Here is a 14,123-nt window from a genome sequence, read left to right as displayed (position 1 = left end):
CGTCAATGTAAGATATACACATATTTAAGAAATAATGTTAGAAACTTTGTCGAAAAATATTTTTTTGACACCCCTGAAACGGCTACAACCGTTGATATATCGACATTTATAGAGGGAGGAAGTATATTAAATGTTGAATTGGAAACGTTTGGGCTTAGTTGCCGGGCTTTTCTTGTCTTTTCTTGCTGCTGGCTGTGGCTCAGAAAGTGACGATAAAGGCATTGGTAGCAATTCATCAGATAAAAATATTGAGTTAGTATATGTGGAATGGGATACAGAAATTGCTTCAACACATGTTATGCAAAAAGTATTAGAGGATCAAGGATTTGATGTAACCATTACGCCAGTTGATAATGCTGTGATGTGGGAATCTGTTGCCAATGGCGAGGCTGACGGAATGGTTGCAGCATGGCTGCCAAATACACATGGGGATTTATACAAAGAGTATAAAGATCAGCTGGTTGATCTCGGTTCTAATTTGAAAGGCGCCAAAATCGGCTTGGTTGTCCCGAGTTATATGGATATAAACTCGATTGAAGAACTTGATAAGTATGGAAATGATTTAAATCATACAATTACCGGCATTGAGCCGGGCGCCGGCGTTGTTAAAGCGGCGGAAAATGCAGTACAAAAATATGAAAACTTAAATAACTTTCAAGTACAAACATCTTCAAGCGGTGCTATGGCCACTGCATTAGGAGAAGCCTATAAGAATAAAGAGCCGATTGTTGTAACAGGCTGGTCCCCGCATTGGAAATTTGCCAAATATGATTTGAAGTATTTGGAGGATCCGCAAGGTATTTTCGGCAGTGAAGAAAACATTGCAACGATGGTGCGTAAAGGGTTGAAAGAAGATATGCCGAATGCGTATAAAATTTTGGATCAATTCTCATGGAGTACAGAAGATATAGAAAAAGTGATGCTTGATATGGCAAACGGCATGGATCCGGCTGAAGCCGCTGCTAAATGGGTGGAAGAAAATCCTGATAAAGTGGCAGAATGGACGAAAGGTGTAAAATAAATTTGTTGGGCTGCTTATAAGTGTGACGTGCAAGCAGATTTAAAAAAAGGTATACAAAATTGTGTATTTGACTGAATTAATCAAGTTGGTTGGTTAATGTATTTTTGTCCTCACTATTAGCAGAAAAATTCTATTCTATCAAACGTTGGCCAAGCAAAACGGATTGAAGTTTACCATAGTTTATTCGGGATAGAATGCCTAGATTATCCTCTTTTCAACGTGAAAGCTACCGTTTTTACTCACGTGTTTGGGATCTTTTTTGAACAAAGCTGTCAAAATCGTCTTATTCATTATTTTATGGAGAAGGCAAAGTTATAAAAACTCACTTTAAAAAAATGGCAAGCCGCCACGTTTTACTACTTGGCCAATACACATTTGGTTTGTTGATAAATCATCGATTGTGATAAAAACGTTCGCAATTTCCAGAAATGTGCTCTATTTTCCTCCCCTTACATGAAGTTATAGAAAAAGTTATAATCTTTCTAATGATACACCAAAACATTTACCATTTTTGGTGTATCTTTTTTTATATAGTAATATAGGTAGAATTTTTAACTTGGAGGAATTTATGAAACTTGAGGAAGAGATGATGTTTCATTTGACGGTTGGGATTGAGAAGTGGCAGCGGGAAAAAGATGCGATTCCAGATGAGTTAAAGAAAGGCCATTTGCAGCTAATCGGTTTATGTATAGAGACAAAACAGCCGTTTCCGAAAACTATCATTCCTGAGTTGGTGGCTTTTCTGAAAAAACCTCTTCATCAATGGGGGATTCCGTCTATTACGTCCCATTTTGATGGTGATTTGTCGATGATTAATGAGTTTGGTGAATTGTCCGATTATTTTCAAGAGTGGCTTGAAATGGTCGGATCGATTGAAAATGAACGGCAAAAAAGCATGAAAAAGATACTAGAGTATTGTACAAAACATGCATTATGTAACGAATATACGATTATAAGAAGATTTCTTACAGAGCATCCCATTATTGATTCCATCTCCTTAGAAGCCTTCAAATTGAACCTTCATCATGAATTAGCAGCTTTCGTTGAGAATTGTTATGAAAAATTAAAACCATTTCATGAAATTAGCATTTGCCCTTATTGTGGTTGGACATTAGAGAGAAAGAAAGGGCAGCTTACATGTACAAATTTGTGTAGGGAGTTAGCGGATTTTATTAATATTCAAACAATAGAATTGGGCAGCCAAACTTATTATCGGCTGAAGAAAGGAATCCAACGATTCGTCTTGTTGCCAGGTATTGTGGAAATTCAATGGTTTGATCATTTGAAAAAAAGGTATAAAGATGCTGAAATATCTCTTTATCCAAAGGTTGATGAGTTTGATATCCTTATTAAAAAAGGCGATATTTCCTTTCATGTAGATGTTAAAGATTACACACATCCACAGCTGTTGGCGGACTACTTTGCTAAAAGGAATATTAAGAAATATCTGGAAAACAAAAATGTGATCATCGTGGTTCCGGATTATCGCGAGCGATTAAAGCCGGGGTATATCAAACAGTTTTATGCACGACTAAATGATTTAGGATTAGAGATTCCTTTTCAAGTAAAACTGCAAAGGGATAGTTTAAAACTGATGGATCGGGTGTTGATGATGTAATGTACGATTCCGTTTACTCTTTAACGAAAGGTTTAAGGAAGGATATGTCTGCGATTTTAGGTGATTCAAGCATTAGCAAAAACTTTAGTGTTTACAGATTTATTTTTATTTGTTGTAAAAAATATTGTAAAAATTTGTCCCTATTTATGACCTTTTAGCTGTTAAGTGAAACGAAAGAGAGCAATTTATAAAATAAAGGCAAAATCAGAAGGGTTCAGATGATTGAGAATGTGCTGCTCGATTATTCTATGAGTTTTGATCAGGATTGGAATATGGTAACTTGTTATGGGGATATACAAGCTGTTTTGTCGGAAGATTCAAATGAGTTTGTATCCGTCGGCACCATATATTTTCATTATTATAATGTTTATGAACTGGGAAGTATGTTAAATGTGCTTATAAGTGCGGATAGTGTGAGCGGAGATGAAGAGTATATTATTGCGACGCTTATAGAGGAGAATTTTGAAATCGAATACGGGGGTAAACTTATTACATTAGATCGCATCGTGTTAAATGAAGATTATGCAAGTGAAAATATTGAATATCTCGTGTTGAAGGAGTTTTTGGAATATTGTCGATATATGTCGTTCGATTATGTAGCGGTCATTGCTTCTGAACCAATAAAAAAAAGGATGTGATGAACCATCCATTATCACTTTTCCTCGAATGAAACTTTACCGAGATTTTCACTTTCAATTGCTTGGCGGTTCACAGCCTTCAGCTCCAGTTATGGTCAAAAATTTAAATGTTGTCGATTAACTGACGGCTGATCTCATAAAATTGCTAGAGGTCAGTATCCAAAAACTCAATAACAGTTGCCCTATTAATCCAATTTTTTTGACATTTCCGGAAGGTCAGGTGCAGCAGTATAATTTTTTAATTTTATGAAAGTATGAGAGTTGGTTATTCTGTTTATTTCAGTCAGCAAGTATTTTGAAGCCAAATGGATATATAAAAAGAAAAATGACAGAGCACCATGAACCTATACGATGTTAGCCATTGAAAATTTGATGAAGAAAAACATGCGTCAGGAACAAGGGAAAAGGTATACTAGGACTGTTGCCGGGGGTTCGCAAACAAAACCATACAGTAAAACTGGTTAATAAATAAAAATAGCAAGATTTCTTCAAGGTGTACCTTTCATTTGAACATCATCTTCAATCTCATAGCAAAAGCCGGCATGGCACACTTAGATGGCCACTCCGGCTTTTTGCTTGCAAAGTTTTTGCGTATATTGGTTAAATAGCGCATTTTAGTTAAGCTGCGGTTTGCTTTCTATTTTTTAAAGAGTCTATATATGAAATGGCTTTTTCTTTATCAAACTGGCCTTCCCACTTGGACATGACGACAGCGGCTAGCGAGTTTCCGATTACATTGACGACTGTTCTAGCCATATCGAGAATGCGGTCAATCCCAGCGATAAATGCAAGGCCTTCAGGTGGAATGCCCACCGCCCCAAGGGTTGCCAATAATACAACAAATGAAACGCCCGGAACCCCTGCAATTCCTTTTGATGTCAGCATTAATACGAGTATCAATGAAATTTGGTCCGCAATGGACAAATCAATGCCATACATTTGTGCGATAAATAAGGCAGCTAATGCTTGGTATAAAGTTGAACCATCCAAGTTAAAGGAATAGCCTGTTGGAATGACAAAGGATGTGATGGATTTTGGACATCCCAATTTCTCCATTTTCTCCATTATTTTCGGCATCACTGTTTCTGAGCTTGAAGTTGAATAGGCGAGAATTAACTCTTCTTTAAGTAATAGGATGATGTGGAAAATGTTCAGACCAACTATTTTTGCAACAATTCCTAGAATGACCACAACAAAGAAGAACATTGTTGCATAACCGAGAATGACTAATTTGCCCAATGGCAGCAATGATTCTATGCCGAATTTGGAAACTGTCACACCAATGAGGGCAAACACTCCGAATGGCGCAAATTTCATTACTTGATTTGTTACCCAAAACATCGCCTCAGCAGTACCTTGGAAAAAGGAAATAATCGGTTTCCCACGTTCTCCTATGGCGATAACGCCAAGTCCGAAAAATACAGAGAAGAAAATGATCGCCAGCATATTACCTTCAACAAAGGCTTGGAAAATGTTTGCTGGAACAATGTTAACAAACGTATCAGCAAAACCATGGCTCTTTACAGATTCTGCCGTATCGACATAGTTATTAATATCGGTTTTTTCTAATGAGCTCATATCGATGCCAGATCCTGGCTGAAAAATATTAGCAGATAATAATCCGACAATAATGGCGATTGTTGTAATGATTTCAAAATATAATATCGTTTTTCCGCCAATTTTCCCAAGTTTTTTTGCATCCCCTACACTGGCAATGCCAACAATTAAGCTGGAAATAACGATTGGGATAACGATCATTTTAATCAGCCGTAAAAATATATCCCCTATTGGTTGTAAAAAATTGGCCACATTCGCATTTCCATAAAAAATAGTACCGACCAAAATACCGAGTATAAGCCCAATTAAAATTTGCCACGCCAAGCCGATTTTTTTCATTCAATCACCTCTTTTTTCACTTGTTTTTGATGGTGCTCTATGTTTCTTTCTATGGGACTATTCGTTAAAATAAAGCTATCATAGGTAGTGGAGTGTTCCTTGGGAGCGTTTTCGGGTGATATTTAAAAATATAAACAGGAAACTACGCGAAATAACAAAAATCCACAAAAACTTACAAATAGTTTTTTACATTTTTTGAAACAAGGTTGTGGTTAGATTGAACTTGCATTTTCTAGAGAAAAAAGAACTCCAATTATTGGCTGCCATGGCCATATTGGTTCCGCTCGCCGGGGAAATTAAATTTTATCCATTTAATGAAGTGTATCGGGTGAGTTTCGGACCTCCGATGCTGTTTATCTTTTTATTGTGGCTGAGAAAGATACCAGCTATTATATGCGGTGTTCTTGCAGGCTTATCTGTTTTAACATTTCGGATCTTTCAGGATTTCATATTCCTTCATTCTTTTGATTGGGTGCCTTCCTTTCAGGCAAACTCCCCTTATTTTTTCTATTATTTCACGTATGCGCTTGTTTTTTTTGTATTAAACATTCACCGATTTTACAATCGGCCATGGATGATTGGCCTTTTGGGGATTGTGATTGAGTTGGCAGCCGGGATGATCGAGCTGCTTGTTGAGAATATTGTGATTGGAACGGTGATTACCTTAGATGCCTTTAATAAAATTATGATTATTGCCATCTTCCGAAGTTTTTTTGTAATCGGTTTATTTAGTATGATAAAATTGCATGAATCCAAATTAAGGGCAGCGGAAATTCAAAAACGAAATGAACATATGATCATGCTAGTTTCAAACCTTTATGAAGAGACGGTTCTGTTGAAAAAATCCGTTCAAGATGCTGAGGAAATTACGAGGCAATCTTACAACCTATACCAAACATTGCAGGACATCAGCAGAGAGAAAGGATTGCCTCTTGAAGGGATTTCACAGCATGCGCTAAGGATTGCCGGTGCGGTTCATGAAATAAAAAAAGATAATCAACGAATTTTGTCTGGCCTATCGAAATTAATTACGGAAGAAAGCTCCCTTGATTATTTAGATGTTCCATCGCTTTTGTCCGTCATTGTTCGGACGCATGAAAAGTACGCTGAGCTATTGGGGAAAAACATTGAATTCAGCATTGCCCATAGTGGCTCACATCCTGCATACCATGTGTATACTTTTATTTCCATTGTCAATAACCTTGTTGCCAACGCAGTCGAGGCCATAAAAGAGGCCGGCAAAATTGAGATTATTGTGGAGCAGAAAAGAGATTGGCTGCAAATACGCATTCAGGATGATGGTCCCGGGATTCCCGATCGATATAGAGAGATTATATTTAAACCAGGATTCACCTTGAAATTTGACAGCACTGGCAATTCATCGACAGGTATTGGACTTACTTATGTCAAACAGATAGTAGAAAAACTTGATGGGGAAATAATCCTTGAAAATCAGAAACATAGCAGAGGGACAACCTTTATCGTTCGTCTGCCAATGAAAAATCTGACCTAAAAAGGTGATTGTATGCGATTTTTTATAATAGATGACGATGAGTCCATTCGCACCATGCTTTGGCATATTATTGAGGACGAGGAGCTTGGTGAAGTCGTCGGCGAAGCAGCAGACGGTGTTGAGGTTAGCGGAGAGTTATTAAATTTGAAGAAAGTTGATATTTTATTAATCGATCTGTTAATGCCCTTTCAAGACGGCATCGAAACGGTTCAGAAAATCATGCCGGTTTTTAAAGGAAAAGTCGTCATGATATCTCAGGTGGAATCAAAGGATATGATCGGCCAAGCTTATTTATATGGAATCGAGCACTATATAACAAAGCCTATTAACAAAATGGAAGTATTGTCTGTCTTAAAGAGAGTGATGGATCATATACGCTTGGAGAAAACCATTCGGGATATCCATCACTCTTTATATAACGTTATGAACATTGATCATCTTCCGAAGCGAAATGTACAGCTGTATAGAGAGAATTCTTTTTCCGCTAGTGGACGTTTTCTTCTTTCAGAACTGGGCATTGCTGGAGAGAGCGGCAGTAAAGATCTCATGGAGATCATGCAGTTTTTATATGATCACGAACAAGAGAAAACATTGGTTGGCGGATTTCCTTCATTAAAAGAAATCTTTAGAAATCTTGCATTGAAGAAGCTTGGAGAAGCTGCTAATGAAGAGGAGCTGAAAAGGGAAATGAAAGCGTCGGAACAACGCGTACGGAGGGCGATCTATCATTCCTTGGAGAACTTGGCGTCGCTTGGGCTCACAGACTTTGTTCATCCTAAGTTTGAAAATTACTCCACTAAATTTTTTGATTTCACGGCTGTTCGTCAAAAAATGGAAGAATTAAAAAACCACGAATCCACCACTGCCTCGCCGCTGCGAATCAATATGAAAAAATTCATCCATGCTCTTTATTTTGAAATAAAGCACTTGATGGAGGAATAACATTTTTTTCAAAAACTTCCTACATGAGTGCAAACTAAATGGAACAAAATGAAATATAAAGTGTTCTTTGTTGATGTAAAAAATGAATCCTCAACCTTATTTATAAAAAAAAACGTTACAGAAAGAGATGGCAAGCTATCGTTTATTTTCCACGGGCCATTCTTATTGAAAGAAATGGCCCATTACGTCTTTGAGGGATTGGCTGGCGAGTTCATTTTCCATTGCTTTTTGAACGCGCGCAAATGTGTGGTCCAGGGCGGATTGAATGTTTTTTCCAACGGGACAATTGGGGTTCGGATTTTCGTGAATGGCGAATAATTCGTCTTTCGGTTCGACCGCTTTAAAAATATCCAAAAGTGTTATGTCTTCAGGGTTTTTTGTTAATTTTGCTCCGGTTCTGCCGGCATGGGAAGTTAACAGTCCCGCTTTCTTGAGCATGCTTGTAATTCGTCGGATCACCACAGGATTCGTGTTGACGCTTTTGGCGATAAATTCTGAAGACACATGCTCAAGGGGATTTGAGGCTATTAAGATCATAATATGAATCGCCACTGCTAAACGGCTGTTAATCATTCGTTTTCACCACCATTTGTCACTATTTTAGTGACAAATTTGAAATTTTGTCAAACAGGTTGGCAGGCAATGATTTCCGGATGACAGCTTCAATCAATAAGTTGACAGGAATTTATATTTGTAACTATAATAGTTACATATAATTTGTAACTAAATTAGTTACATAAAGGGAGGAAAATTGTTTATGAAAATTGCCGTTATTGGTGCAACAGGAAAAGCAGGAAGTTTAATAGTAAAGGAAGCAAAGGAACGGGGACATGATGTTACGGCTATTGTCCGCAATGCTGCTAAAGTGACCGATGGACCAGCTGTTGAAAAGGATATTTTCGATATTACATCAGAGGATATAAAAGATTTTGATGTCGTCGTTAATGCATTTGGCACTGCACCTGGTGAAGAGCATAAACATGTAGAAGCAGGAAAAGTATTAATCAATGCCTTGAAAGGAGCACCTAATACGCGGCTTATTGTTGTAGGCGGAGCGGGCAGCCTGTTTGTCGATGAAGCGAAAACAACCCGCCTCTTTGACTCGCCGGATTTTCCAAAAGAATATTTGCCGGTAGCGAAAAGCTCAGCTCAAAATCTGCAAGATCTTGAAAACTCTGAAGGGATTCAATGGACTTATATTAGCCCAGCTGCATTTTTTGATCCGCAAGGTCCGCGCACAGGTGAGTATAAAGTTTCAGGCGATGTGCTTGCTGTCAACTCTGAAGGCCAAAGCTACATCAGTTATGCAGACTTTGCCATAGCACTTGTAGATGAAATTGAAAACCGTAAGCACATTAATAAACGGTTTTCAGTTGTATCCAAGTAAGAGTGCAAAGATTTTTTTAGGCAGTTCGCTTCTCAGCAGTTTTTGGATTTGGGAGGATCGGCTGATCAAGTTCTGGACTTTGTGTAAAAAGGAAGCGGTTAAGTTTACCAGGAATCTAGGTTTCAAAGCGGGAATGAGATTTTACACAATAATTAGGGCTTGACCGATCGGCTTTATTCATATAATAAAATGTAAGCCTCAGCACCCTATAGGGAACTGAAGCTTACATTTTTTTTGTCATGAAAGCGCCGCTTTAATTACCTTTTTATAATAGAGCACGGACAAGATGCCGAAAATCGAGTACAAGGCTGTGTATAGAAGCATGACGAGGATCATTGGCGTCCAAAGCTCTGTGCCGAATAAGAACCATCCGGATTGAACAGCAAAGTAACTGTGGAGCAGTCCGATGATTAAAGGAATCCCGAAATTAAAAATTTGTTTGGCTTGAATTCCTTTGATCAAGTCGCTTTGTGTGAAGCCGAGTTTTCTTAAAATCGTATAATTTGGCTTTTCATCTTCGCTCTCATCCATTTGTTTAAAATAAAGAACGCAGCCGGATGTAATCAAAAAAGTTAAACCTAAAAAGCCGACGATAAACATGATAAGCCCCATCGATTGCTTCTGTTGGCTGCTCATGGCGAGCCGGGAATCATGTTGGCCGTTAAACGAAATTTTTTGAAAAATTTCATCGGCTTCTTCTATCTTTGCTTCTTCTTCAATATCAATTCCTATATAAACCGTCGAATCTTTTTGTATTTTCGGGTTCATATCCTTTTTTAAACGTTCAAAAATGGTTTCGTCCACAATGGCGACAGGCAGGCCGCCGCTTGTGAAATAATAGGAAATGTAGTATTCCTTCTTTAAACCTAAATATTTTTGCGGGATGACTTCGTGACGGCCTTTTAATTCGATTTGCCCGGAACTTTTCAGTGACATAAATTTCTGCAGAAAATCATTATAGCCGGCAAACAGAGTTTCATCCGGAGACAGATCGATGTTTTCGATGTCATCATCGCTAATCATTGGAATAGTCATGACGGCCGGGTCAAATTGTAATTCCTTTAGATTTGGATCTAATATTTGCGTGACATTGGCGCTTACTTGGATGACATCAATCAATTTTTCCCTGTATGGAATGTTATTTTCCTCTAATGCTTCTTTAAATTGTTTGGCATCTTCCGCATTCGTCAACGAAAAATCGGCGGCGACATTCTTCTCAGCAGATTTTTCCGCAGAATAATAGGAAATATAACTTAACGATAACAATCCAATGGCAAGGGCGGAGACGGTTGTTATGATGGTTAATAACAAGGCATTGGACTTCATGCGGAACATGATCGATGACAGAGATAGCACCTCATAAATGTTTAAATAGCCGCTCTTCTTTTTTCTAATAAGATAGAAAATAAAGCTGACCGTCCCTTTATAAAATAAGTATGTGCCGATAATAACAGATCCCAATATAAAGATCATGGCAAGGAAAAGCTCATTCATCGTTGTAAAGTCACCATCAAATAATTTAGACGAAATATAGTAGCCTAAAATGATCAAGAAAATGCCAAAAATCCCGATAATCATTTCAAGCAGGGATATTTTTTTCACTTCCGTTGTGGAAGCAACTCTAAATAAAGATAAAATGTTTTGCTTTTTAATAAATACGTAATTCATCAACATAATGCAAAGATAGACTGCACTAAAAACAATCACTGTTTGTACAAAGGCTTGAGGTGAAAAGGCAAGTGTTGCAATTGCCTGAACACCGGTAATTTTAAACAAAATCATGATGAATAATTTGGAGGTGGCAAATCCAATAAAGATTCCAATGAATATCGAACTGAAATAAAGAATAAAGTTCTCAGCCGTAAGAATGCGGAATATTTTCCCTTTCGTCATGCCGATTAATTGAAATAAGCCAATTTCTTTACTGCGCCGTTTAATGAAAATGTTATTGGCATATAAGAGAAAGACGGTCACAATGGCAATCAGCAATACGGATGCTGTTCGAATGCCGGCTGCGCCTTTAATTGAGCCTTTTGTTGCGTCCATTGACGGGTCATATTGCAATGTAACAAAGGCAAAATAAAGAGCCACAGCAAAAATTAAGGCAAAGACATACAGATAGTAGTTTTTCAAATTTTTTTTCAAATTACGGAATATCAGCTGCTTAATGCTCATGTTGCACACCGCCTAATACCCCTTGGGTTTTCATAATATCTTGGAAGAACGTTTGTCTTGTTTCTTCCCCTCTATTTAATTGGGTATAAATTTGCCCGTCTTTTATGAAAATGACCCTGCTTGAGAAACTGGCTGCGACCGGATCGTGCGTGACCATGACAATGGTGGCTTTTCGTTTTTGATTTAATTCTTGCAGTTTGTTTAACAGTTCCGATGCCGATTTTGAATCAAGGGCGCCTGTTGGCTCGTCGGCAAAGATAATGCTCGGCTCGTGAATAAATGCCCTTGCTGCTGAGGTGCGCTGTTTTTGGCCGCCGGAAATTTCGTTTGGATATTTATCCTTTATTTCATAAATTCCCAGTTCTGCCGCCAATTCAGTAAATTTTTGTTCCGCTTCTTTTTTTGCTGTTTTTGTAATGGATAAAGGCAGCAGGACGTTTTCCTTCACTGTCAGTGTATCGAGCAAATTGTATTCTTGAAAGATGAATCCTAAGTGCCTTTTGCGGAATTCCGCCAGCTGTTTTTCTTTCATGCCGACAATGTCTGTTCCTTCTATTTTGATCGTTCCTTGGCTGACTTGATCAATGGAGGATAGAACATTGAGCAATGTCGTTTTCCCTGAGCCGGATGGCCCCATGATGCTGACGAATTCTCCCTTTTCTACACGAATGTCCAATCCCTTTAACACTTCTTGTTTATTAAATTTGTTTCCATAGCTTTTGTAAATTTTTGTTGCCTCTAAAATATACATATCGCGTCCCTCCTTGATATTTTTATCTTAATCGTCCTCCTTGGCTTTTTCCTTCGATTCAGCGAACAAAATGAAAAAGCATGTGACAAAATTGTCACATGCTTGTAATACGGACAAATTCATTTTTCTTTGGAAAGGTTAAGGTAACAGTCGTTCCTTCTTCAAGTTTTGACTCGACTTGAATATTGATCAGCAATGCTTCGGCGGCTTTTTTCGCCAAATATAATCCCATGCCTGTTGCGGCATTGTCCTGATGTGCGGCCGTGGATGTGAAGCCTTTGTCAAAAATACGTGGCAGATCTTTCGGGTCGATGCCACGGCCAAAATCTTTCACTTCTATCATTGTTTGATCATTTTGCTGATAGCTTTTAATGATGATATCGGATGCATCGCTGTATTTTACTGCGTTTGTCAACAGTTGTCTGATGATAAAGGCGAGCCACTTTGCATCACTGAGGACTTCGGCAGTCTCTAGCTCGACCTCAAATCCAATTCCTTTTTGCAAACACCATGATTGTAAAGCTTTGATTTCCTTGAAAATGATTGGTCCTAACGCAACATTTTCAATGTATAAATCATTTTCTATGGAGGGAATTCGCTTTTGGTGTAGCTGCTGATCAAGCAGCAGATGAATGCGCAGCCATTCATATGTCAATTGTGCTTTGATGGCTTCATCATCTAACCGTTCAATGATTAGATGCATTGCTGTCAGCGGTGTTTTGACTTCGTGAATCCATGATAGCAATTCATCTTTTTCCTGTTCCAGCGCTATCTGATTTTGCGAAGCCTTTTGTTTCAAAAGGTTCGTTTGGTTTATAATCCGCTGTTCAACCATTTTTTCGAAAGGGCTTTCCGCATCCGCTATGCTTGTTAAATCAAGGTTGTTTTCCCATCCTTCCAAGCTTTTATAAAACTTTGTTTCTTTATTGTAGCGGATGATGACAAAAATAATAAAAATCATCATCAATAAAAAGACAACATAAAGAATGGATCTTAATGAAATGGTTGTGTCAAGATAAGAGACAAAAACGATAAATAGCTGCATGAATAAAAAAAGAAGAATCCAACTCTTTCTTTCAATGAAATATTTTTTAATCATATACGGCTGCCTCTTCCTTTGCCATGTAGCCTTGGCCGACTTTCGTTTCAATAAAGCGTCCCAACCCAAGCTCATCCAATTTTTTTCGCAAACGATTGACATTGACCGTTAATGTATTATCGCTGACAAAGCGCTCATCATCCCACAGGCTTTTGATTAATTCTGTCCGGCTGACGATTTTGTTTTTCTTCTCAAGCAAATGCTTTAATATCAATAGTTCATTCTTAGTTAGTTCAATCGTTCCTTTAGCATTTGTGACCGTATTGTTCTCATAATCGACTGTCGCTCCGCACCATGCCTTCAGCTTCATTTGTTCTGTATTATAGTTGTATACTCGGCGGAGAATGGCTTGTATTTTTGCGATAAGCACCTCGAAATGAAACGGCTTTTGTATAAAATCATCCGCTCCAAGCTGCATTGACATCACCATATCGGTCGGGTGATCTCGCGATGATAAAAAAATAATCGGAACGTTGGAATGGGAGCGGATCATGCGGCACCAATGGAATCCGTCAAATTTTGGAAGCTGAATATCAATGATGACAAGATCAGGTTTAATGGCGGTAAATTCTTCAATCACTTTTCCGAAATCTGTGATGCCATATACATCATAAGACCATTGTAATAACCGTTCTTTGATTTCATGAAACAGGGTGGTGTCATCTTCAATGAGCAAAATTTTAAACAATGTTTTCACCACACTTTTTTCACTTATATTTGTTAGACTTTTTCCCGCTGTCCTATATTGTGCATGATTGAGCGGATAGCGGTGTTTTTTTTGCGATTTTTCTATAATTGATTGTATAAATCATTTTCCGGCTTTCTGAAGATTGTTGTTCCCGAGGGTAAAAAATGATCTTTGCCCTTATTATAATTATTTTACAAGGTAATTGAAACGGTTTAATGTTGCGATGAGCCGTTTTTCAACTCGTTTAAGAGTTTTAAAGGTTTATTAAAGGCGGATGTGAGGTCAGAATACTTCTTGTTAAATTTTGTTTTTATATTAAAAATATTCCAGTCTATACCGATATAAAAATTGGAAATTTTATAAAATAAGGAAGAAGACATTATTGTGGCTATGTA

General features: G+C 37.8%; 12 protein-coding genes. 6 read left to right on the top strand and 6 right to left on the bottom strand.

Annotated features, from left to right (window positions below):
• Nucleotides 1-130 precede the first annotated feature (130 nt).
• The 3 genes from AC0KTX_RS13400 (at nt 131) to AC0KTX_RS13390 (ending at nt 3,277) form a co-directional block, all read left to right on the top strand.
• The gene (locus AC0KTX_RS13400; protein WP_474252636.1) at nt 131-1,021 is read left to right on the top strand and encodes a glycine betaine ABC transporter substrate-binding protein; all 891 of its coding nucleotides are present in this window, start codon (nt 131-133) and stop codon (nt 1,019-1,021) included.
• A gap of 568 nt (nt 1,022-1,589) precedes the next feature.
• Entirely contained in the window at nt 1,590-2,639 is a 1,050-nt protein-coding gene (locus AC0KTX_RS13395; protein ID WP_474252635.1) for a restriction endonuclease-related protein, read from the top strand.
• A 218-nt stretch (nt 2,640-2,857) separates the two neighbouring features.
• Nucleotides 2,858-3,277 carry a hypothetical protein gene (locus tag AC0KTX_RS13390; RefSeq protein ID WP_474252634.1) on the top strand — a complete coding sequence of 140 codons (420 nt, stop codon included), beginning with the start codon at nt 2,858-2,860 and terminating at the stop codon, nt 3,275-3,277.
• A 618-nt stretch (nt 3,278-3,895) separates the two neighbouring features.
• On the opposite strand, the gene AC0KTX_RS13385 is transcribed toward AC0KTX_RS13390, so the two are convergent.
• Nucleotides 3,896-5,173, bottom strand: a complete 1,278-nt coding sequence (locus tag AC0KTX_RS13385) for a cation:dicarboxylate symporter family transporter (protein WP_474252633.1) — start codon at nt 5,171-5,173, stop codon at nt 3,896-3,898.
• Between the two features lie 217 nt (nt 5,174-5,390).
• Between AC0KTX_RS13385 and AC0KTX_RS13380 the strand changes: the two genes are divergently transcribed.
• Nucleotides 5,391-6,686, top strand: coding sequence for a sensor histidine kinase (locus AC0KTX_RS13380; RefSeq protein ID WP_474252632.1), 1,296 nt, complete (start codon nt 5,391-5,393; stop codon nt 6,684-6,686).
• A 12-nt stretch (nt 6,687-6,698) separates the two neighbouring features.
• The gene (locus AC0KTX_RS13375; protein WP_474252631.1) at nt 6,699-7,628 is read left to right on the top strand and encodes a response regulator; all 930 of its coding nucleotides are present in this window, start codon (nt 6,699-6,701) and stop codon (nt 7,626-7,628) included.
• Nucleotides 7,629-7,790: 162 nt separating this feature from the next.
• Here the strand turns inward: AC0KTX_RS13375 and AC0KTX_RS13370 are convergent, their stop codons facing one another.
• Complete coding sequence (locus tag AC0KTX_RS13370; RefSeq protein WP_474252630.1) at nt 7,791-8,201, bottom strand: Rrf2 family transcriptional regulator; 411 nt, start codon at nt 8,199-8,201, stop codon at nt 7,791-7,793.
• A gap of 184 nt (nt 8,202-8,385) precedes the next feature.
• Between AC0KTX_RS13370 and AC0KTX_RS13365 the strand changes: the two genes are divergently transcribed.
• Nucleotides 8,386-9,015, top strand: a complete 630-nt coding sequence (locus AC0KTX_RS13365) for an NAD(P)-dependent oxidoreductase (protein WP_474252629.1) — start codon at nt 8,386-8,388, stop codon at nt 9,013-9,015.
• Between the two features lie 237 nt (nt 9,016-9,252).
• On the opposite strand, the gene AC0KTX_RS13360 is transcribed toward AC0KTX_RS13365, so the two are convergent.
• The 4 genes from AC0KTX_RS13360 to AC0KTX_RS13345 form a co-directional block, all read right to left on the bottom strand.
• Nucleotides 9,253-11,190, bottom strand: a complete 1,938-nt coding sequence (locus AC0KTX_RS13360; RefSeq protein WP_474252628.1) for an FtsX-like permease family protein — start codon at nt 11,188-11,190, stop codon at nt 9,253-9,255.
• Nucleotides 11,180-11,941: an ABC transporter ATP-binding protein gene (locus AC0KTX_RS13355; protein ID WP_474252627.1), complete on the bottom strand. Its 762-nt coding sequence runs from the start codon at nt 11,939-11,941 to the stop codon at nt 11,180-11,182. Before AC0KTX_RS13355 ends, AC0KTX_RS13360 begins: the two co-directional genes overlap by 11 nt.
• 94 nt (nt 11,942-12,035) lie before the next feature.
• Nucleotides 12,036-13,040 carry a sensor histidine kinase gene (locus tag AC0KTX_RS13350; protein ID WP_474252626.1) on the bottom strand — a complete coding sequence of 335 codons (1,005 nt, stop codon included), beginning with the start codon at nt 13,038-13,040 and terminating at the stop codon, nt 12,036-12,038.
• Nucleotides 13,033-13,728, bottom strand: coding sequence for a response regulator transcription factor (locus tag AC0KTX_RS13345; RefSeq protein WP_340789965.1), 696 nt, complete (start codon nt 13,726-13,728; stop codon nt 13,033-13,035). Before AC0KTX_RS13345 ends, AC0KTX_RS13350 begins: the two co-directional genes overlap by 8 nt.
• Nucleotides 13,729-14,123: the final 395 nt, after the last annotated feature.

The sequence above is a fragment of the Aeribacillus sp. JST-2 genome (assembly GCF_056032925.1).
Note: the sequence above shows the minus strand (reverse complement) of the source record. Positions and strands in the feature narration are given on the sequence as shown.

What these genes read in the sequence shown, in the direction of transcription:
- AC0KTX_RS13390 (WP_474252634.1), top strand. Translation starts at nt 2,858, where the DNA reads ATGATTGAGAATGTGCTGCTCGATTATTCTATGAGTTTTGATCAGGAT.
- AC0KTX_RS13400 (WP_474252636.1), top strand. Translation starts at nt 131, where the DNA reads ATGTTGAATTGGAAACGTTTGGGCTTAGTTGCCGGGCTTTTCTTGTCT.
- AC0KTX_RS13355 (WP_474252627.1), bottom strand. Translation starts at nt 11,941, where the DNA reads ATGTATATTTTAGAGGCAACAAAAATTTACAAAAGCTATGGAAACAAA.
- AC0KTX_RS13385 (WP_474252633.1), bottom strand. Translation starts at nt 5,173, where the DNA reads ATGAAAAAAATCGGCTTGGCGTGGCAAATTTTAATTGGGCTTATACTC.
- AC0KTX_RS13395 (WP_474252635.1), top strand. Translation starts at nt 1,590, where the DNA reads ATGAAACTTGAGGAAGAGATGATGTTTCATTTGACGGTTGGGATTGAG.
- AC0KTX_RS13360 (WP_474252628.1), bottom strand. Translation starts at nt 11,190, where the DNA reads ATGAGCATTAAGCAGCTGATATTCCGTAATTTGAAAAAAAATTTGAAA.
- AC0KTX_RS13365 (WP_474252629.1), top strand. Translation starts at nt 8,386, where the DNA reads ATGAAAATTGCCGTTATTGGTGCAACAGGAAAAGCAGGAAGTTTAATA.
- AC0KTX_RS13370 (WP_474252630.1), bottom strand. Translation starts at nt 8,201, where the DNA reads ATGATTAACAGCCGTTTAGCAGTGGCGATTCATATTATGATCTTAATA.
- AC0KTX_RS13375 (WP_474252631.1), top strand. Translation starts at nt 6,699, where the DNA reads ATGCGATTTTTTATAATAGATGACGATGAGTCCATTCGCACCATGCTT.
- AC0KTX_RS13350 (WP_474252626.1), bottom strand. Translation starts at nt 13,040, where the DNA reads ATGATTAAAAAATATTTCATTGAAAGAAAGAGTTGGATTCTTCTTTTT.